15 protein-coding genes and 3 pseudogenes are annotated in these 19,243 nt (G+C 73.8%); 8 read left to right on the top strand and 10 right to left on the bottom strand.

What is annotated here, in order from left to right; translation table 11 throughout:
• Window positions 1-120: 120 nt before the first annotated feature.
• Window positions 121-906, top strand: a pseudogene (locus IG02_RS0127505) (phosphatase PAP2 family protein); the annotation flags it as partial.
• 55 nt (window positions 907-961) lie between these two features.
• Here the strand turns inward: IG02_RS0127505 and IG02_RS43120 are convergent.
• From IG02_RS43120 to IG02_RS0127480, 5 genes are all read right to left on the bottom strand, one after another.
• Entirely contained in the window at window positions 962-1,537 is a 576-nt protein-coding gene (locus tag IG02_RS43120; RefSeq protein ID WP_234314929.1) for a hypothetical protein, read from the bottom strand.
• A gap of 78 nt (window positions 1,538-1,615) precedes the next feature.
• On the bottom strand, window positions 1,616-2,575 hold the full coding sequence (locus IG02_RS0127495; protein ID WP_078854876.1) for an ABC transporter permease: 960 nt from the start codon (window positions 2,573-2,575) through the stop codon (window positions 1,616-1,618).
• Entirely contained in the window at window positions 2,572-3,546 is a 975-nt protein-coding gene (locus tag IG02_RS0127490; RefSeq protein ID WP_051765797.1) for an ABC transporter permease, read from the bottom strand. Before IG02_RS0127490 ends, IG02_RS0127495 begins: the two co-directional genes overlap by 4 nt.
• Entirely contained in the window at window positions 3,543-4,754 is a 1,212-nt protein-coding gene (locus IG02_RS0127485) for an ABC transporter ATP-binding protein (protein WP_030753712.1), read from the bottom strand. Before IG02_RS0127485 ends, IG02_RS0127490 begins: the two co-directional genes overlap by 4 nt.
• A gap of 13 nt (window positions 4,755-4,767) precedes the next feature.
• Complete coding sequence (locus IG02_RS0127480; RefSeq protein WP_030753709.1) at window positions 4,768-5,994, bottom strand: polyamine ABC transporter substrate-binding protein; 1,227 nt, start codon at window positions 5,992-5,994, stop codon at window positions 4,768-4,770.
• Between the two features lie 61 nt (window positions 5,995-6,055).
• On the opposite strand from IG02_RS0127480, the gene IG02_RS0127475 reads away from it, so the two are divergent.
• Window positions 6,056-6,664 (top strand): NADAR family protein, encoded by a 609-nt coding sequence (locus tag IG02_RS0127475; protein WP_078854875.1) that lies wholly within the window; start codon window positions 6,056-6,058, stop codon window positions 6,662-6,664.
• Window positions 6,665-6,906: 242 nt separating this feature from the next.
• On the opposite strand, the gene IG02_RS0127470 is transcribed toward IG02_RS0127475, so the two are convergent.
• Window positions 6,907-7,662, bottom strand: coding sequence for a DUF4190 domain-containing protein (locus IG02_RS0127470; protein WP_030753704.1), 756 nt, complete (start codon window positions 7,660-7,662; stop codon window positions 6,907-6,909).
• A gap of 236 nt (window positions 7,663-7,898) precedes the next feature.
• Between IG02_RS0127470 and IG02_RS0127465 the strand changes: the two genes are divergently transcribed.
• The gene (locus tag IG02_RS0127465) at window positions 7,899-8,933 is read left to right on the top strand and encodes an adenosine deaminase (protein ID WP_030753701.1); all 1,035 of its coding nucleotides are present in this window, start codon (window positions 7,899-7,901) and stop codon (window positions 8,931-8,933) included.
• Between the two features lie 83 nt (window positions 8,934-9,016).
• Window positions 9,017-9,697, top strand: coding sequence for a glycerophosphodiester phosphodiesterase (locus tag IG02_RS0127460; protein WP_030753698.1), 681 nt, complete (start codon window positions 9,017-9,019; stop codon window positions 9,695-9,697).
• A 74-nt stretch (window positions 9,698-9,771) separates the two neighbouring features.
• On the opposite strand, the gene IG02_RS0127455 is transcribed toward IG02_RS0127460, so the two are convergent.
• Both IG02_RS0127455 and IG02_RS0127450 read right to left on the bottom strand, forming a co-directional pair.
• The gene (locus IG02_RS0127455) at window positions 9,772-10,644 is read right to left on the bottom strand and encodes an MIP/aquaporin family protein (protein WP_030753696.1); all 873 of its coding nucleotides are present in this window, start codon (window positions 10,642-10,644) and stop codon (window positions 9,772-9,774) included.
• A gap of 383 nt (window positions 10,645-11,027) precedes the next feature.
• Window positions 11,028-12,467: a gamma-aminobutyraldehyde dehydrogenase gene (locus IG02_RS0127450; protein WP_030753694.1), complete on the bottom strand. Its 1,440-nt coding sequence runs from the start codon at window positions 12,465-12,467 to the stop codon at window positions 11,028-11,030.
• A 517-nt stretch (window positions 12,468-12,984) separates the two neighbouring features.
• Between IG02_RS0127450 and IG02_RS0127445 the strand changes: the two are divergent.
• A pseudogene (locus IG02_RS0127445) lies at window positions 12,985-13,629 on the top strand (ABC transporter ATP-binding protein); the annotation flags it as partial.
• Window positions 13,611-14,903, top strand: a complete 1,293-nt coding sequence (locus tag IG02_RS42280) for a hypothetical protein (protein WP_030753689.1) — start codon at window positions 13,611-13,613, stop codon at window positions 14,901-14,903. The pseudogene IG02_RS0127445 and the gene IG02_RS42280, both read left to right, overlap by 19 nt.
• Before the next feature lie 132 nt (window positions 14,904-15,035).
• Here IG02_RS42280 and IG02_RS43700 read toward each other — a convergent pair.
• Window positions 15,036-15,674, bottom strand: a pseudogene (locus IG02_RS43700) (glycosyltransferase 87 family protein); the annotation flags it as partial.
• A 615-nt stretch (window positions 15,675-16,289) separates the two neighbouring features.
• Here IG02_RS43700 and IG02_RS0127430 point away from each other — a divergent pair.
• On the top strand, window positions 16,290-17,501 hold the full coding sequence (locus tag IG02_RS0127430; RefSeq protein WP_030753684.1) for a sensor histidine kinase: 1,212 nt from the start codon (window positions 16,290-16,292) through the stop codon (window positions 17,499-17,501).
• Complete coding sequence (locus IG02_RS0127425) at window positions 17,495-18,163, top strand: response regulator (RefSeq protein ID WP_030753680.1); 669 nt, start codon at window positions 17,495-17,497, stop codon at window positions 18,161-18,163. The genes IG02_RS0127430 and IG02_RS0127425 overlap by 7 nt, the downstream gene beginning before the upstream one ends.
• A 24-nt stretch (window positions 18,164-18,187) precedes the next feature.
• Here IG02_RS0127425 and IG02_RS0127420 read toward each other — a convergent pair whose 3' ends face one another.
• Window positions 18,188-19,228, bottom strand: coding sequence for an ABC transporter ATP-binding protein (locus IG02_RS0127420; RefSeq protein WP_030753677.1), 1,041 nt, complete (start codon window positions 19,226-19,228; stop codon window positions 18,188-18,190).
• Window positions 19,229-19,243: the final 15 nt, after the last annotated feature.

The following is a 19,243-nucleotide window of genomic DNA, read 5'->3' as shown; positions in this document are numbered from 1 at the left end:
CTGCGGTGGCACACCGCCCGCTCCACACCTGTCAGGGCGTGTGAAGAAGGTGTGCGAGGGCGATGGCGGGTGGCGTTCGCGGCTGTCGGGGCCCTCTCGCCTCGCGTACGGTTTCCGCAGATGAGAGAAACACCCCGCTCGCAGGGGACTGCGGGCGACACCGGCGTGGAGCATCCCCAGCTCCGCTTCGGTCGTGCCTTCGCGCACACCACTGGGGCTTCGGGCTCCAGAACTCCTCACCGATCGGATGGCCGCCCGCCCCACACCCCCCGGGGCGCGCGGCACACCGGTCCTGACGGCCGCCCCGGAACTGTCCCCCCTGTTCCCGGGCGGCCGCCTTCTTTCTCCCGCTCTCCTTCCCGCACCCGTCCCGCCCGCGCGTCCGGTACGTTCGCGGTGTGCGCGGTCCTCTTCGCGGTGCTCACCTGGCAGGTCGCCGTGCGCGGTCCGCTGCTGCTCCCGGACGAGCGGGTGGAGCTCCGGCTCGCCGGCCGGGGGCCGCAGCCGCTGGCGCAGTTCTGCGCCGACCTCGGGGGCCCGCTCGTCGCGCTGCCCGTCCTCGTCCTCGCGGTGGCGTACGCGCTGTGGCGGGGGCGGCGCGGTCCGGCCCTGGCGGTCGCGCTGGCGGCGGTCGCGGTGCCGCTCGTCGTGGTCCCGCTGAAGGTCTGGACGGACCGGCCGGGACCGCTGACCGACGCGACGGGCTACTACCCCTCGGGCCACACGGCCACGGCGATGATCGCGTACGGCGGCGCGGCGCTGCTGCTCGCTCCGTACGCCGGGTGGCGCCGGACGGTGCCCGTCGCCGTCCTCCTCACGCTGGCGACGGGCACCGGTCTGCTGCTGCGCGGCTACCACTGGCCGGTCGACGTGCTCGCGAGCGTGGCCCTGTGCGGGATGCTGCTGGTCCTCGCGGCCGTGGCGGGCTCGTACGTCCGCCCCGGCCGACCCCGCGCCTCGCTCAGCCGTCGTACCCCGCGCCGCTCCCCCGGTCCGGATCGGGGCCAGAACCCGAGCCCGGCCTCCGACCCGGCATCGGAGCCGGACCCGGCCCCCGGCCCGGACCTCGGCCCGGGCCCTGAGCCACCAGGCCGGCCGCCGCCTCATGCATCGCCCGCTCCAGGACCGGCAGATCGGTGAGCGTGCCCGAGCCGTCCGGCGGGATCAGCCAGCGCGTCCCGCCACTCGTGCGGCCCGGGTACGGGACGGCGATCCAGGCGCCCCGGCCCGCGCCCCGTACCCCCGTACCGACCCAGCGCGCGACCGTTCCCGGCGGTACGAAGAATCCCAGGCGGGTGTCCCCGAAGCCGGCGAGCACCGGGCCGGGCCGGTCGACGAGCCGGGTGAGCACGTCCAGAGCCGGACGGCCGAGCGCGCCCGGCAGGATCAGGACGTCCCAGCGGCGTCCGGCCGGCAGGAGCGTCACCCCCGCCGGGCCGCGCTCCCACTCCGACCGGCACGCCTCGGGATCCGGGGCCGCCGACACCAGCCAGTCCACCGCGCTCCTCGTCCCCGGGCCCGCCCCCGCGCCAGTCATCCGCCTGGCCTCCCTTCCGTGTCACTGTTCCGCGTCGCTGACATGTGCGTCCACGAGGGAGAGCGCGGGGGCGGCGGCTCATGACGCGACTTCGTGCCATGACTTTGGCGTGCCCGCGCGGCGGTCCGCTCTCGCCCGGCGGTGGCGGCCCACCAACTGCCCGGCGGCCACCGCCGCCACGGCCACGGCGAACATCGCCGAACCGATCACATTGACCTGCACCGGGGTGCCGCGCTGCACCGAGCCCCAGACGTACATGGGGAAGGTCACGGCCGAGCCCGCGGTGAAGTTCGTGATGACGAAGTCGTCGAAGGAGAGCGCGAAGGCCAGCAGCGCGCCCGCCGCGATCCCGGGTGCGGCGATCGGCAGGGTGACGCGCAGGAACGTCCGGACCGGCCCGGCGTAAAGATCGCGTGCGGCTTCCTCCAGCCTCGGGTCCATGGACAGGATCCGTGCCTTGACGGCCGTCACCACGAAGCTGAGGCAGAAGGTGATGTGCGCCAGGAGGACGGTCCAGAACCCCAGGCGCACGCCCAGGTTGAGGAAGAGTGTGAGCAGCGAGGCCGCCATGACGACCTCGGGCATCGCCATCGGCAGGAAGACCAGCGCGTTGACGCCCGGCCGTCCCCTGAAACGGTGACGTGCGAGCGCGAAGGCGGCGGCGGTGCCCAGGACGGTGGCGCCGAGCGTCGCCCAGGCGGCGATCCGGAGCGAGAGCGCCAGGGAGTCGCACAGGCCGGCGACCGAGCACGGGTCGGTCCAGGCGTCGGCGGAGAAGCGCCGCCAGGTGTAGTTGAAGCGCCCGTCCGGCTTGTTGAAGGAGAACAGGAGGACGACGAGGTTGGGCAGGACCAGGTAGCACAGCGTCAGCAGGCCCGCGAGGGTCACGAGAGGGGGCCCCGCCCGTCGGCGGCGTCGGCGTGGCGCCCCGCGCGGGGCGGTCGTCGCCGCGGGCGTCGCGGTGGGCCTCCGCGCTGGTGTTTGTCCGGGTGCGAGTGCGGACGTGGGTGCGGGTGTCGGTGCGGGCGTGCCGCTCATCGGACGAGGTCCTCCGTTCCGGCCCGGCGGATGTACACCGTGACCAGCAGCAGGACGACCGCCATGAGCAGGAAGGAGAGCGCGGCGGCCGTCGGGTAGTCCAGCACGCGCAGGAACTGCGACTGGATCACGTTGCCGGCCATCCTGGTGTCGGTGGAGCCCAGTAGTTCGGCGTTGATGTAGTCGCCGCTGGCCGGGATGAAGGTGAGGAGGGTGCCGGAGACGATGCCGGGGAGGGAGAGCGGGAGCGTGACCCTGCGGAAGACGGCCGGCGCGGACGCGTAGAGGTCGCGCGCGGCCTCGTGGAGCCGGACGTCCACGCGGTCCAGGGACGCGTACAACGGCAGGATCATGAACGGCAGGAAGCTGTACGTCAGCCCGCACACGACCGCCAGGGGCGTGGCCAGCAGCCGGTTCCCCTCGGTCCAGCCGAGCGCGCCGGTGACGTCGAGGACGTGGAGCCGGTCCAGCAGGGCGACGACCGTACCGCCGTCCGCGAGGATCGCCTTCCAGGCGAGCGTACGGATCAGGAAGCTCGTGAAGAACGGCGCGACGACGAGGACCAGCAGCGTGTGGCGCCAGCGGCCCGCCTTGACGGCGATGAGGTAGGCGAGCGGGTATCCGAGCACCAGGCACAGGAGCGTGGCGGAGCCCGCGTACAGCAGGGAGCGCGCGAACTGCGGCCAGTACGCGCCGAACGCGTCCGCGTAGGTGCGTACGTGCCAGGTGACCTCGAAGCCCTCCTCCAGGGAACCGGTCTGGAGGGACGTCGACGCCTGGTAGACCATCGGCACGAGGAAGAGGACGAGCAGCCACAGGACGGCGGGCAGGAGCAGCACGTAAGGCAGCGCCCCGCGGCGGGTGGGTGCTCCCGGCCGAGCGCGGTCGGCGGAGACCTCCGGCGCGTTCGTGTCGCCCCCGGGGATCTCCGGCGCTCTCACCTCACTCCCGGAGACCTTTGTCGCGCTCATATCCCTCCCCCGGTCGCGGCGGCCGGCTCGTCGCGCAGGCCGAAGGTGTGCGCGGGGTCCCAGTGCAGGACCACCTCGGCGCCGGGCCACGGCCCTCGGCCGTGGTCCACGTTCTGTACGTACACCTCCAGTCCGGCCCGGACGGGGCTGTCGATCACGTACTGCGTGGAGACACCGAGGAACGCGGCGTCGACGATCCGGCCGGTGAGGCGATTGCGGCCGTCGGCCACCGAACCTCCGCCGTCAGCGGCTCCGCCGACGCCGCCACTGCCGGTTCCGGTGTCGTCGGCGTGCGTGAGGGAGATCTTCTCGGGGCGGACGCCGATCAGGAGGGTGTCGCCCCGCGCGATGTCGCGTGGGCAGCGCCCGGCGGGCACGCGGAGTGCCACCCCGCCGGCGGTGACCGTGATCTCGTCGCCGCCCGTGGTGGTGACGGTGGCCTCGACCAGGTTGGAGGTACCGAGGAAGCCGGCGACGAAGGGGGTCCCGGGACGGTCGTAGAGCTCGGCGGGAGGGCCCAGTTGCTCGACCCGGCCCGCGTTCATCACGGCGACGGTGTCGGCCAGGGCCATGGCCTCCTCCTGGTCGTGCGTGACATGGACGAAGGTGATGCCGACCTCGGTCTGGACGCGCTTGAGCTCCAGTCGCATCCGGCGGCGCAGCGCGAGGTCCAGGGCGGCGAGCGGCTCGTCCAGCAGCAGCACGCGCGGCCGGTTGATCAGCGCTCGGGCCAGGGCGACGCGCTGCTGCTGACCGCCGGAGAGCTGGTGCGGCCTGCGCCGGGCGTGGTCGCCGAGCTGGACCAGGTCGAGCATCTCGCCGACCTTGGCGCGTACGGACCTGATGCCGCGCCTGCGCAGGCCGAAGGCGACGTTCTCGTGGACGTCGAGGTGCGGGAAGAGCGCGTAGCTCTGGAAGACGGTGTTGACCGGGCGCTTGTGCGCGGGCAGGTCCGTGACGTCGTGGCCGCCGAGGAGGACCGCGCCGGTGGTGGGCTCCTCCAGTCCGGCGATCATCCGCAGGGTGGTGGTCTTGCCGCAGCCGGAGGCGCCGAGGAGGGCGAAGAAGGATCCTTGCTCCACGGTGAGGTCGAGGGGCCGGACGGCCCGGACCGTGCCGTACGTCTTGCTGATCCCGGCGAGGCGGAGATCACCGGCGGCTCCCGGTTCGGGGACGGGGACGGCCTGGGGGGATATGGGCTCTGTCATGGGTTCACGGTTCCTAGGCGCCGATGAGCGTGGCGAACTTCTCCTCGTACGCGGTCTCCTCCGCGCCGCCGAGCGAGCGGAAGGCGTGCGAGGCGGCGGCCGTCGCCGCGTCCGGGATGATCAGGGGGTCGTCGGCCATCGACGGGTCGATACGGGCGAGTTCGGCGCGTACGCCGTCGACCGGGCAGACGTAGTTGATGTACGCAGCGAGCCGGGCCGCGACGGGCGGCCGGTAGTAGTGGTCGATGAGCTTCTCGGCGTTCGTCTGGTGCCGTGCGCCGGCGGGGACGAGCAGGTTGTCGGTGGAACTGAGGTAACCGCTCGCGGGAATGGCGAACTTGATGTCCGGGTTGTCGGCGCGGAGCTGGACGACGTCCCCCGCCCAGGCGAGGCAGGCCGCGATGTCGCCGCTGTCGAGGTCGGCCGTGTAGTCGTTGCCGGTGAACCGGCGGATCTGACCGCGGTCGACGGCGCCCCGCAGCCGGGCGAGCGCCGCGTCGACGTCCTCGTCGGTGCACACCGCCGGGTCCTTGCCGAGGTCGAGCAGGGTCATGCCGACCGTGTCGCGCATCTCGGCGAGCAGGGCCACCCGGCCGGCGAGCCGGGGATCGTCCAGCAGTTGGGAGACGGAGTCGACCGTACGGCCGCCGGTGGCCCTGGCGTTGTAGGCGATGACGGTCGCGGTACCGGTCCACGGGTAGCTGTGCGCGCGCCCCGGGTCCCAGTCGGGCGAGCGGAACTGGGCGGCCAGGTTCGCGTAGGCGTGCGGCAGGTTGGCGGGGTTCAGCGGCCGGGCCCAGCCGAGCCGGATCATGCGGGCGGCCAGCCAGTCGGTGACACAGACGAGGTCGCGTCCGGTGTCCTGCCCGGCGGCGAGCTGGGGCCGGATCTTGCCGAAGAACTCGACGTTGTCGTTGATGTCGGTGGTGTAGGAGACCTTGATGCCCGTGCGCCTGGTGAAGTCCTGGAGGGTCGGGTGGCGTTCGCCGTCCTCGCTGACGTCCATGTACTCGGTCCAGTTGGAGAAGACGACCCGCTTCTCGTCGGCCGAGTGGTCGGGGGCGGTGGGGCCGTCGCCGCCGCGCCGGGCCGGCGGGATGCCGCAGCCGGCCAGCGTGCCGAGGGGGCCGATGGAGAGCGCGCCGGCGCCGGTGGCGCGCAGCAGCGAACGCCGGGTGAGGGCGGCGGCGGTCCGGGGGGATCCGGCCGTTTGGGTCACACGACGGGGTCCGTCGTACATGGGGGCGCTCCGGGGACGGGTGGCGGGGCGAGTGTCAGTGGGTGTTGGCAGACTGGGGGACATGAGTGAGATCACGGGGGACTCCGTGCCGGACGCGGAGGACGGCACGGCGGGGGCCGTGCGCACCACCGCCGCACTGGTCGAGGCGGCCGGGCGCGGCGAGCGGATCACGTACCTGTTCTTCTGGGGCCACAGGCCCCGCCGGGACGGGACGCCGGGCCCGGCCTGCCTCAGCCAGTGGTGGCCCTCGCCCTTCACCGTCGACGGGGTGACCTATCCGACCGCCGAGCACTGGATGATGGCGGCCAAGGCCCGGCTCTTCAAGGACGAGGAGGCCGAGCGGTCCGCGATCGAGGCGGGCAACCCCGCCCTCGCGAAGCGGGCGGGGCGGCTGGTGCGCGGTTTCGACGAGAGCGTCTGGGAGCGCGAGCGGTACGGGATCGTCGTGGCGGGCAGCGTCCACAAGTTCGGCCACCATCCGGAGCTGCGGTCGTTCCTGCTGGCGACGGGCGACCGGACACTCGTGGAGGCCAGCCCGACGGACCGCGTCTGGGGCATCGGCCTTGCGGCGGACGACGAGCGGGCGCGGGACCCGGCGCGCTGGCGCGGCCTCAACCTGCTGGGCTTCGCACTGATGGAGGCGCGGGAACGGCTCCGCTCCGAAGGCTGAGCCCTGAGCACGGACGGTGGAGAAGCGGCGCCGGGTGGCCCACGAGATCCGGGTCCGGAGCCGGGGAGCCCCCGGCCGGGGGCCGCGCCCGCCCGCCTGCGCCGAGGGAGCCGAACGAGCCGGGACCACGGGCCCCGGGCCACGGCCGAGTGACCCGCACACGACACGAACTCCCCGCACCGGGGCCTCGCTCCGCGCCGGCTCGGACCGGGCATCGGTCGGTGCTCCCGCCCCGGTCCGGTTCAGCGGGCGGGACCGACCACGAGCGAGGTGGCGAAGGGGTCTTCGTCCGTGGTGTCGTAGTCGCTCTCGCCCGTCGCGATCGCCCAGATCAGGAAGGCGAGGAACGCGGCACTGATGAGTGTGGCGATGGACCCCAGGACGATGCCCGCCAGCGCCATCCCGCCGTTCGTCGCCTCGCCCCGCTGGGCGCGGCGGCGGCCGATGACGCCGAAGATCAGCGCGAGGACACCGAGGACGACACCGAGGCCCCACATGCAGAACCCGACCACGCCGATGATGCCGAGCACCATCGCGGCGATACCCATACCGTTGTTGCCCGAGTTCGCCTGCCAGCCGGGGCTGCCGTAGGCGGGGTAGCCGGTGGCGGGGTAGCCGTAGGCCGGGCCGCCCGGGCCGGCGCCGTACGGGGTCGCGGACTGCTGGGCTCCGGGCGCCGACTGCACGGGCGGCGCGGCCGGGTAGCCGTACGGGCCCGGGGCGGGCGAAGCCGGTCCGCCGGGGGCGGTCGGCGGCGGGGGGACGGAGGACCCGGACTGCGGTGCCGCGCCCGGTATTTCCACCACGGTCGGCATGTCGTGCACCGACCCCGGTCCGGAGGCCGCACCGGATCCCGAACCCGACCCGGGTATGGACCCCGCTCCCGGTCCGGAGGCCGCCCCCGGGTCCGGCTTGGCCGGCTGGGCCGCGCTCCCCGGCGGCGCCCAGGGATCCTGGGGCTCGTAGCGGCCCGACGGCTGTTCTGTGTTGTCTGGCAAGTGGGCCTCCCCATCGTCGTCCCGTCATGCTACGGCCTCGGTCCGACACCGATCCGGCCCGGCCTACGATGACCTCTGCCCGAGCGGACGCCCGGTGACGGCGGTGTGTTCCGTCGCCGTAGCGGGCCCCGCGCGCCGCCTCGCACCCCCTGCGGGCTCACCGCGGCCCGCTCGGACGACCCGCACCGCCGGAGCCGTACCGGCTAGGTGTCCGCTTCCATCATCCGGAGGTCCCGATGGCCGATCCGCAGTCCCTCACCGCGTTCATCGCGGGGCTGCCCAAGGCAGAGCTGCACGTCCACCACGTCGGCTCGGCCTCACCGCGTACGGTGGCCGCCCTCGCCGCCCGGCACCCCGACTCGCGGGTGCCGTCCGATCCCGAGGCCATCGCCGAGTACTTCACCTTCACCGACTTCGCGCACTTCATCGACGTCTACCTGTCCGTGGTCGACCTGATCCGCACGCCCGAGGACATACGGCTGCTCACGTTCGAGATCGCCCGGGACATGGCCCGGCAGAACATCCGCTACGCCGAGCTGACGGTGACCCCGTTCAGCTCCACCAGCCGGGGCATCCCCGAGCAGGGGTTCATGGAGGCGATCGAGGACGCGCGGAGGTCCGCCGAGCGGGAGCTGGGGGTCGTCCTGCGCTGGTGCTTCGACATCCCGGGCGAGGCCGGGCTGGAGGCGGCCGAGGAGACCACCCGGCTCGCCCTGGACCTGCGGCCCGAAGGACTGGTCTCGTTCGGTCTGGGCGGCCCGGAGATCGGCGTTCCCCGGCCCCAGTTCAAGCCGTACTTCGACCGCGCCGTCGCCGCGGGGCTGCGGTCCGTGCCCCACGCCGGCGAGACCACCGGCCCGGAGACCATCTGGGACGCGCTGCGCGAGCTGGGCGCGGAGCGCGTCGGCCACGGCACCAGCGCCGTCCAGGACCCGGTGCTGCTGGCACACCTGGCGGAGCACCGGATTCCGCTGGAGGTGTGCCCCACCTCCAACATCGCCACCCGCGCCGTCACGGCCCTCGACGCGCACCCGGTCAAGGCGATGGTGGCGGCCGGGGTACTGGTGACGATCAACAGTGACGACCCGCCGATGTTCGGCACGGACCTCAACCAGGAGTACGGGATCGCCGCCCGGCTGCTGGACCTGGACGAGCGGGGGCTGGCGTCCCTGGCGAAGAACGCGGTCGAGGCGTCCTTCCTCGATCAGGCGGGCAAGCGGGCGATCAGCGAGGAGATCGACGCGTACACCGACAAGTGGCTCGCGCGGTGACGGCGGCCTGCGGCCTGCCCGACGGCCAAGGATCAGCCGGTCAAGGATCCGCCGGTCAACGGGCCGGTGGCCGACGGACCGTCGTGGCCGTCGGCCACCGCGGTGACCCCTACCGGGTCCGGGAGAACACGATCGCGTCGGTCCGGTCGGCGCGCGAACACGGCGCGGACGTGGTCGAGATCGATGTCCGGACCACCCGGGACGGTGTGCCCGTCCTGCTGCACGACTCCTCGCTGAAGCGACTGTGGGGCCATGAACGGCGGCTCACGGAGTTGACTGTCCGTCAGGTACGGGAGCTGACCGACGGCGGTGTGCCGACGCTGCGGGAGGCGCTCCGCGCGACCGACGGGGACCCGCTGATGATCGACCTCCCGGGCGCCACCGAGGAGTCGGTGCGTACGGTCGTCGGCGTCGTGCGCGAGGGCGGCGCGGCGGAGCGCGTGCGCTACTGCGCGGGCCCCGGCACGATGCTGGCCGTCCGCGCCGCCGACGGAACCGCCGAGATCGCCATGACCTGGACGACGCTCGCGCCACCGCGCCCGGCCCTGCTCGCGGCCGTCCGCCCGCGCTGGCTCAACTACCGCTTCGGGCTCGTCAGCGCGGAGTCGGTGGCGCGTGATCACCGGGCCGGGCTGCTGGTCTCCGCCTGGACCGTGGACACCCGGCGTGTCATGCGACGGCTGGTCGCGCGGGGCGTGGACTCGATCACGACGAACCGGATCGACGTACTGTCCGCGCTGCTGGCCTCCGGCCGAGAGGCGTGACCGGGCGGACCGGCTCAACCGGTGTCCAAGGGCTTGCAGATCATCAAGGTGTTGTCTTGATGATCTGCAAGCCCTTATCGGTCGGCGCCCGGTTCCTCGTCGGCCGGGCCCGGCTCGGCGCCCTTGCGCGCCTCCACCGGGGCCATCGCCTCGCCCCGGGACAGGAGCACCTTCCCCACGAACAGGTCGTAGACGACGACGCCGACGAGGCCGCCGATGAACGGGCCGACGATGGGGATCCACATGTAGTCGCTGAACCACTGGAAGGTGCCCGGCAGCGCGATATCGCCCCACCCGACGGCGTACGTCCACAGCCGCGGGCCGAAGTCCCGGGCGGGGTTGATCGCGTAGCCCGCGTTCGTCCCGACGCTCAGGCCGATGGCCACGACGACCAGACCGATCAGATAGGGGGCGAGATTGGCCGCCGGGCCCGTGTTCCGCTTGTCGATGAGCGCGCAGACCAGCACCAGGAGTACGGCGGTGCCGATGATCTGGTCGAGCAGCGGCCCCCACCAGGAATTCCCGAAGTACTGGGCCGGGAAGGTGGCGAAAATCGAAAAGGTGGCGAGTGATTTGTCGCGCGCCACCCCGGCCTTGTTGTTGAAGTCGTCGATGGCCCAGCTGTAGGCGGAGAATACGACGGCGGCGCCGATGAAAGCACCCAGGAATTGGGCGGCCCAGTACGGGACGACCTTCTTCCAGGGAAATCCCCGGCGCGCGGCGAACGCGAGGGTGACGGCGGGGTTGATGTGGCCGCCGGTGACGCCTCCGGCGACGTACACCCCGAAGACCACGGCGAGTCCCCATCCCCACGAGATGATCAGCCAGTTCGCCGGCCCGAACGCGACCGCCTGCCGCCCCGACCCGGGGAGCCCGGCGACCGCCACCGCGACCGATCCGCAGCCCAGCAGGATCAGTACGAATGTGCCCAGGAATTCGGCCAGCAGTTCACCGCCGAGGCCGTGCGGATATCCACGGCGTCTGGCAGTGGTGTGCGCCCCCGCACCCGTTGCACTGGTTTCCGCCATCGCTCCTCCTGTAGGCAGGGCCTGTTACAGGACTGTAGGACCGCCCGCCGGAACGCGCCCGGCGAGAACGGCCCGAACCACGCCCGAACTGAGGCGCGGTCACGAAACGGCGTGGGCCGTTCGGGTGATGGATCCGGGCGGCGAAACAGGAAAGGGTGAAAAGAGCGGCGGAGGAAGGCGGAGAGCGGGAAGCAGAGGGCGGGAAGGAGACAGGCGGACGGCGGACCCGTATCCGCCACCCGCCTCGTACCACCGGTACCGTCACCGGCCCGGACCGTCACCGGCCCGGACCGGCGGCCGGTTCAGCCGTCGAGCGACGTCATCACGTGCTTGATGCGCGTGTAGTCGTCGAAGCCGTACGCCGACAGGTCCTTGCCGTACCCGGACTTCTTGAAGCCGCCGTGCGGCATCTCCGCGACCAGCGGGATGTGGGTGTTGATCCAGACGCAGCCGAAGTCCAGCGCCTTCGACATCCGCATGGCCCGCGCGTGGTCCTTGGTCCACACCGAGGAGGCGAGGGCGTACTCCACGCCGTTCGCGTACGCGAGTGCCTGCGCCTCGTCCGTGAAGGACTGGACGGTGATGACCGGCCCGAAGACCTCGTTCTGGATGATCTCGTCGTCCTGCCGGAGCCCGGAGACGACGGTGGGCGCGAAGAAGTAGCCCTTGTCACCGACCCGGTGTCCGCCCGTCTCGACCCGGGCGTGCGCGGGCAGCCGCTCGATGAAGCCGGAGACCCGCTCCAATTGGTTCGCGTTGTTCAGCGGTCCGTAGAGCACGTCCTCGTCCTCGGGCGTGCCCGTCCTGGTCCCCTCGGCGACCTTGGTGAGCGCCGTCACGAACTCGTCGTGGACGGACTCGTGGACGAGGACCCGGGTCGCGGCCGTACAGTCCTGGCCCGCGTTGAAGTACCCCGCCTCGGCGATGGCGCCGACGGCCTTGGCGATGTCGACGTCCTCGAAGACGACGACGGGCGCCTTGCCGCCGAGCTCCAGATGCACCCGCTTGAGGTCCTTGGCCGCCGATTCGGCGACCTGGGTGCCGGCGCGTACGGACCCGGTGATGGAGGCCATCGCGGGCGTCGGGTGCTCGACCATCGCCCGGCCGGTCTCCCGGTCGCCGCAGATCACGTTGAAGACGCCCTTGGGAACGATCGCTCCGATGATCTCGGCCATCAGCACCGTCGAGGCCGGGGTGGTGTCCGACGGCTTGAGGACCACGGTGTTGCCCGCCGCGAGGGCGGGCGCGAACTTCCACACCGCCATCATCATCGGGTAGTTCCACGGTGTGACCTGCGCGCAGACGCCGATCGGCTCCCGGCGCACCATGGACGTCAGACCGTCCATGTACTCGCCGGCCGAGCGGCCGTCCAGCATCCGCGCGGCGCCCGCGAAGAAGCGGATCTGGTCCACCATCGGCGGGATCTCCTCGGTGCGGGTCAGCTCCAGCGGCTTGCCGGTGTTCTCGGACTCGGCCGCGATCAGCTCCTCCGCGCGCTCCTCGAAGGCATCCGCGATCTTGAGCAGCACCTTCTGGCGTTCGGCCGGAACGGTGTCGCGCCACGCCGGGAAGGCGGCCTCGGCGGCCGCCATGGCGGCGTCGACATCGGCCTGCCGGGAGAGCGGGGCGGTGGCGTACGCCTCGCCGGTGGCCGGGTTGATCACCTCGATGGTCCCGCCCTCGGCGGCATCCCGGAACTCCCCGTTGATGTAGTTGCGCAGACGACGCGGCTCGGTGGTCACTGCCACCCCTCCTGTCGGAAGTAGCGGTTCGGTTGCCGGCAGCGGTGCGGTGGCCCGTTGTCCGGTGGGTGAGACAACCCCCACCTTATGACTCCGGGACGGGGACGGGACCACCGTCGGTCACCGGCACCCGCACGCGTACGTGGCGCTCGGGCGGAGGGCCACGTACGCGGCGCTCGGATCCGGCCCGCGTACGCGGCGGCCGGCACCGCCGCGGTACGCGGGCGGTACGCACGCGGAGGCGCCGGTGCCTCTTTCGAGTGAGAAGGACGGCCACCGGGCCGTGTGCTGTCCGCCCTCCCCGGCCCGCGTCCCTACCGTGCCCTCAGGCCGTGCCTTGACACCGTGCCCGACGTCTTACCCCGAGGTTTCCCCGAGACCTTGCCCCGAGACCTTGCCCCGAGACCTGTCGATCAGAACCGAGGTGTACGCCATGGTGGCCCCACCCGACAACGACGTGCTGTGGGCGCGCTCCCTGCACTGCTTCCTGGGCGGCTCGCCGGCCCTCGAGGAGGTCTCGCTCGGCGTGCGCGACGGCGAGATCCTCGCCGTCGACGGCCCGCGCGGCAGCGGCAAGACGACCCTGCTGCGCTGCCTGTCGGGTCAGTTGGTGCCGCAGCGGGGCGAGGTCTGGTTCAACAGCGCGCCGGTGCACACCATGAACGCCGTCCAGCGCGAACAGCTGCGCCGCGACCGCTTCGGCTGGATCGGGCCCGAGCCCGAACTCGTACCGGAGCTGACCGCGTGGGAGAACGCGGCACTGCCCCTGCTGATGTCCGGCGTGTCCCACCGGGCGGCCAGGACGAAGGCGCTGGAGTGGCTGGAGCGGCTCGACATCGGCCGTTGCGCCGCCAGACGTCCGTACGCCCTGCTCCAGGCGCAGCGCCAGCGGGTCGCCGTGGCACGTGCCCTGGTCGCCGCGCCCGCCGTGCTCTTCGCGGACGAGCCCACGGCGCCGCTGCACGGCCCGGACCGGGCCCAGGTGCTGCGTACGCTGACCACGGCGGCGCGCTCGCACGGGATCACGGTGGTGCTGGCCACGCTGGACGCGGAGGTGACGACGGTCGCCGACCGCGTGGTCCGGCTGGTGGACGGGCGCCGCGTCGGCTCGGAGCGGCCGTCCGAGGCGGAAGGCCGGGCGGCGTGCTCGCTCTCCGTCTAGGCCGCGGCGGCCACGCGCTCGTCCAGGTACGCCGGCTGCTGGTCGCGGCGGCCTCGGCCGGTGTCGGTTTCCTGCTGTTGTGCACCCTGGGGTGGGCGGTGGACCATCCCGCCGGGTCCGCGGTGCGACTGCTGTGGTCGCTGGTCCCGGTGGTGGCGGCGGCGCAGTTCGCGGCCGCCGTGGGACGTACGGACCCGGGCACGCGGGCCCGCTCCGGGCTGTCGGCGGTGGGACTCGGCCCCGCTCGGCTGTCGATGCTGGCGGCCACCTCGGCGGCCGTGACCTGCGCGCTGGGCAGCGCGGTGGCGCTGCTCTCGTTCCTGCATCTGCGCGGGGACCTGGCCGGGCCGCCGTTCACGGGCGAGGGGGCGGAGCTGCTGGCCCCGGGCCGGCCCCTGCCGCTCGGGGCGGCGCTGATGCTGCTGGCGGTGGTGCCGGTGCTGGCCGGCGTCACCACGTGGTACGCGGTACGGGCCGCGAGCCCGGACGGCGCGGGCGCCGCCCGTTCCCGGGCAGCCGCTTCCGGCACGGCCCCGGGACGGGCGTCGTCAGCGGCATCGACCGCGCCATCGACATCGACATCGGCATCGGCATCGGCCGACGTGGACGAGACCGACACGGAACGGCCCCGCACGGCCGCACCTCCTCCCCCGCCGTCGGCCGCTCCGGCGGCCCCCGCCGGACTGCCCTGGGGCATCGCGCTGACGGCCGCGGGCTTCGCGATCGAGACGTACGCGAGCCGGGGCGGCGGCACGGCGCTGCCGTTGCCGGGGCGGTTCGACGGCAGCCCGGCCGGAGTACTGGCGGGCTGGTCACTGACCGCCGTGGGTCTGGCACTCGCCGGCCCGGGCCTCACCCACCTGTGCGGACTGCTGCTCCAGACGGTGCGCCCCGGCGCCGTCCGGCTGCTCGCGGGCCGCATGCTGATGGCCGAGGCCCACCGCATCGGCCGCCCGCTGGGCGTGCTGTGCGCGGTGCTGTCGGGCGTGTTCGCCGCCGCGACGCTGTACGGCCCCGGCGACGAGCGTCCCTTCGGCCCCCTCACGGCCCTCGGCGCGACGCTGGTCGTCGGCTGTACGGCGGCCACGGCTCTGATGGCGGCGCTGGAGTCCCGGCAGACCCGGGCCGCGCTGATCGACTCCCTGTACCGGCTGGGCGCGCCCGCCGCGGTCCTGCGTACCGCGGCGGTGGTGCGGACGGTCGCGTTGCTCGCCCTGTTCGCCCCGCTGACCTGGGCGGTGGCCGCGCTCGCGGCGGTCCCGCTGACCAGGTGACCCGGCCCCGGGGAAGCACGCCCACAGCACCAGGGGGCAGACGAGATAGCCGAAGCGGCTCGCCGGCATGAGCGCGATGGCCACGGTGAGCCCGAGCGCGAGCCGCCGCGCCGCCTCCGGGCCGGTGGCGGGCGGGCGTATCAGCAGCGAGGCGGCCAGGGCGAGGGCACTGAGCGCCAGCAGCGCGGCCGCGACGACCGTACCCCCGGGGACGTGGTCGGCGAGCAGCCGGCCGGGGAACGGGCTGGCGGCTGGCGACGCCACGTCGGTCAGCCCCAGGGGGAATGCCACGGCGTCGCGGTGGAGGCCGCCCGGGTCGGTCAGCGCAACCGGGGCCACCACCGCCGCCACGACCGCCAGGGCGCCCGCCGCACAGCGCAGCGCCGCTCGCCGCCCGGACCGCACGGCGAGCAGCGCGACGGCCACCGGCAGCGCGGGCCACGCCGTCCACTTCAGTGTGGCCGCCGCCCCCAGGACCAGCCCGGCGGCTCCCGCCCGCCCCCGGGCGGCGTACGCCACCGCCGTGCACATCAGCCCCGCGACGGGCAGGTCGACCCCGCCGACGGCCAGCGGCAGCGCCACCGGCGGACACGCGGCGACCAGCGCGATCCGGTCCCGCCAGGGCGTACGGGCATCCGGCCCGGCGGCCCCGGCACCCGGACCCGCGCCACGGGCTCCCGGCCCCGCCGGACGGGCGGCGGCCAGCGCGGCCAGGAACACCGCGGCGAACGACCATCGGGCGTCGCCCGGGAGCAGGCCGAGGACCGCCATCCCGGGCAGGTACGGATTGTGCTCGGCGACCCGGTCCGGCTCCGGCAGGTACGGACTGCCGGTCGTGGCCAGCAGCGTGCCCGAGCGCTCCACGACCTGGACCTCCAGCTGTGCCCGGCCCGTGGCGAGCAGGAGCAGCAACGGCAGCGCCACCGCACCGGCCACCGCCACCGCGGTGGACAGCCGTACCGCCCGCCGCCCGGGGCCGGGACGCCGCGCCGCCACGAGGGCCGCCGCCGTGTAACCGGCCGCCGCGGTCAGGCCCCACACCCGGTGCGGAACGAGATCCGACACGAGGCCGAGGAGGAGCGCGCAGACCGCGCACGCCGCCCAGCCGAGTGCCACCGCGCGCCCCACCGGCGGACGCGTCCGCGCCGGCCCCACCGGCGGACGTGTCCCACCCCTCCGCCTTTTCGCCGCGCCCTGCCCCCACCAACCGGTCACGGATCCCCCCTCGCTCGGCCCTTTCCGCTGGTCACGACGGTAGGGAGAGCGCCGTCGCGGGGCGTCGGCCGTGGCTCCGGTCCCGCGCGTGGACCCGTGGCACGAGGAGGAGCCACGAATCAACCCGTGCTCCGACGCGTTCGGCCGTCGGCGTGCCGAAGAATCGAGGGCATGAGTGAGATCCCGGACGGGCGTCCGGCATGGCGGGGACGGCTGCGCCGCGCGGTCGGGGCCCCCGCCTATCCCTGGATCACAGGGGCGCTGGTGACCTGCGGCGCCGTGCTGGAGCTGTCGTTCTGGCCGGGCAGCGCGACCGTCGCGACGGCCGTGCTCGTCTCGACGGCGTCACTGATGTGGCGCGGCGCGCTGCCCGCCGTGGCGATCCTGACGGTGACCGCGGCGCTGGCCGGCTTCGCCGCCAGCCCCGGCTCGAACCTCTACCTCGCGGCGGCGGTGAGCGGGCTGACCGGCTGTTACACCCTGGGCCGACGGCGGGTCCGGCACCCGGCTCTGGTCATCGGCGGCGGCTTCCTGGCCTCCCTGGCGGTCAACCTGATCCACATGGGCACCTGGCAGCGGGCGGCCGAAGGGCTGTTCCCCTCACAGGCGAAGGGCTACTGGTACTCCCCCGGGCTGTACGCCGAGACCTTCGTGCTGACGGTGGTCATCCTGGGCGCCGTGAGCGCGGGCGACGCCGTACGGGCGCGGGAGGAGACCCGGCGCGAGCGGGACGTGGCCCAGGGGCGGCTGATCGCCATGGAGCGGCGGCGGGCGGCCGAGGCGGAACGCGCGGCGATCGCCCGCGAACTGCACGACGTGGTCTCCCACTCGGTGTCGATGATCGCGGTGCAGGCGGAGAGCGCCGCGTACACCACGCCCGGCCTCTCCCCGCAGGCCCGAACGGCCTTCCAGGACATCGCGGGCACGGCCCGCTCCTCGATGGCCGAACTGCGACGGCTGCTCGGAGTGTTGCGCACCGGGCCGGACGAGCGGGCGGCACTCGCCCCGCAGCCCACGCTCGACGCCCTGGACGAACTGCTGGAGCAGCACCGCGCGGTGGGGGGCCGGGCGGAGCTGCGGATCACGGGCGAGCGGACCGCGCTGCCGGCCGGCTGGGAGCTGTCGGCGTACCGCATCGTGCAGGAGGCGCTGACCAACGTACGCCGGCACGCTCCGGGCGCCCGTACGCTGGTGGAGATCGGCTACGGGGCCGGCCGGCTGTCGATCCGGGTCGGCGACGACGGCCCGGGTCCCGCCGCCGGTCGGCCCGGCGGGCACGGTCTGGCGGGGATGCGCGAGCGCGCCGCCCTCCTCGGGGGGCGGCTCACGGCCGGTCCGGGTCCCGGCGGCGGCTTTCTGGTGGAGGCGGAACTCCCGTGGTGATCAGGGCGATCGTGGCGGACGACCAGGCCGTCGTGCGGACCGGCTTCGTCAACCTGCTGGCCACGCAGGACGACATCGCGGTCGTGGGCGAGGCCGCGGACGGCGTCCAGGCGGTCCGGGTGGCCGCCCAGCAGCGCCCCGACCTGGCCCTGCTGGACATCCGCATGCCGCACAAGAACGGCATCGAGGCGGCCCGGGAGATCCTCGCCGCGTCCGGCGGGGCCACGAAAGTGCTGATGCTGACGACCTTCGGCCTCGACGAGTACGTGTACGACGCTCTCGCGGCGGGAGCGGGCGGCTTCCTCCTCAAGGACGCGACGTTCCCGGAACTCCTGCACGCCGTACGGGTGGTGGCGCGGGGCGACGCGCTGCTCGCGCCGGAGGTCACCAAACGGCTGATCGCCGAGTTCGCGCGGCAGCGGTCGGCGACGGTGCCCGCGCGCTCCCCGGACACGCTGACCGCCCGGGAGGCCGAGGTGCTGGTCCTGATAGCGCGGGGCCTGTCCAACGCGGAGATCGCCGATCGGCTGACCATCTCGGACCACACCGTCAAAACGCACATCAACCGGCTGTTCGCGAAGATGGCGCTCAGGGACCGGGCGCAGGCGGTGATCCTGGCGTACGAACTGGGGCTCGTGCGCCCCGGCCCGCCGGGACCCTGATCGGGTCGCCCGCGGGAACACGCGTCAGGACTCCCCCGGGCCGTCCGGGAGCACGACCACGTCCTCCTCGGCGAAGACCGCGCCCACCGTCGCGCCCTCGGGCGGCGCGTCCCGCGGGCCGCACTCGGCTTCCAGGAGCGGACCGCTCTCGGGGCGCAGCAGGACGGCGACCCGGCTGCCCCGGAACGTACGGGCCTCGACCGTGCAGCGCAGGCCCTCGGCCGGGTCGGCCGTGCGGACCCCCGCGGGGCGGATCAGGACCGTACGCTCGCCCTGCGCCGAGCCGGCCGGCACCGGGACCTTGCCCCAGACCGTGTCGGCGGCCGATCCGCTGACGGTGCCGGGCACGACGTTGTCGAAGCCGAGGAACCGGGCCACGAACGCCGAGGCCGGGCGCTGCCACACCGCGAGCGGCGTGCCGGTCTGGGCCACCCGCCCCTCGCGCATGACCACGACCCGGTCGGCGAGGGCGAACGCCTCGCCCTGGTCGTGGGTGACCGCGAGCACGGTCGTACCCAACCGCCCGAACAGGCCGCGCAGTTCGACCACGAGCCGCTCCCGCAGGCCGCGGTCCAGCTGACCGAGCGGCTCGTCCAGCATCAGCAGCCGGGGGCTCGGGGCCAGCGCCCGGGCCAGGGCGACCCGCTGCTGCTCGCCGCCGGAGAGGGCGGCGACGGACCGGCTCCCCGCGCCCGGCAGCCCGACGAGGTCCAGCAACTCCGTCACGCGCGGCGCGCGTTCGGCCCGGGGCACACCCCGCATCCGCAGCCCGAAGGCGACGTTGCCGGCCACGTCGCGCTGCGGGAAGAGCTGGTGGTCCTGGAACATCAGCCCGACCCCTCGCCGGTGCGCGGGCACCCGTGCCTGGTCGGCGCCGTCGAGCGCGACCCGTCCGCCGTCGGGCGGCTGGAGACCCGCGACCACGCGCAGCAGTGTCGACTTGCCGCTGCCGCTCGGTCCGAGCAGACAGACGATCTCCCCTTCGGCGATCTCCAGATCCACCGCGTCGAGCGCGGTGCGGGAGCCGAACCGTACGGTCACGCCCGACAGAGTCAGCAGACCCATCAGCACACCTCCGCC

Origin of the sequence: Streptomyces sp. NRRL F-5135 (assembly GCF_000719775.1) — a bacterium.
Lineage (GTDB): Bacteria > Actinomycetota > Actinomycetes > Streptomycetales > Streptomycetaceae > Streptomyces > Streptomyces hebeiensis.
This window is presented reverse-complemented; position numbering and strand designations above follow the sequence as displayed.

Coding starts and splice junctions, on each gene's coding strand:
- IG02_RS43120 (WP_234314929.1), bottom strand. CDS start 1,537: ATGACTGGCGCGGGGGCGGGCCCGGGGACGAGGAGCGCGGTGGACTGG.
- IG02_RS0127420 (WP_030753677.1), bottom strand. CDS start 19,228: ATGGGTCTGCTGACTCTGTCGGGCGTGACCGTACGGTTCGGCTCCCGC.
- IG02_RS0127490 (WP_051765797.1), bottom strand. CDS start 3,546: ATGAGCGCGACAAAGGTCTCCGGGAGTGAGGTGAGAGCGCCGGAGATC.
- IG02_RS0127485 (WP_030753712.1), bottom strand. CDS start 4,754: ATGACAGAGCCCATATCCCCCCAGGCCGTCCCCGTCCCCGAACCGGGA.
- IG02_RS0127480 (WP_030753709.1), bottom strand. CDS start 5,994: ATGTACGACGGACCCCGTCGTGTGACCCAAACGGCCGGATCCCCCCGG.
- IG02_RS0127465 (WP_030753701.1), top strand. CDS start 7,899: ATGGCCGATCCGCAGTCCCTCACCGCGTTCATCGCGGGGCTGCCCAAG.
- IG02_RS0127495 (WP_078854876.1), bottom strand. CDS start 2,575: ATGAGCGGCACGCCCGCACCGACACCCGCACCCACGTCCGCACTCGCA.
- IG02_RS0127475 (WP_078854875.1), top strand. CDS start 6,056: ATGAGTGAGATCACGGGGGACTCCGTGCCGGACGCGGAGGACGGCACG.
- IG02_RS0127430 (WP_030753684.1), top strand. CDS start 16,290: ATGAGTGAGATCCCGGACGGGCGTCCGGCATGGCGGGGACGGCTGCGC.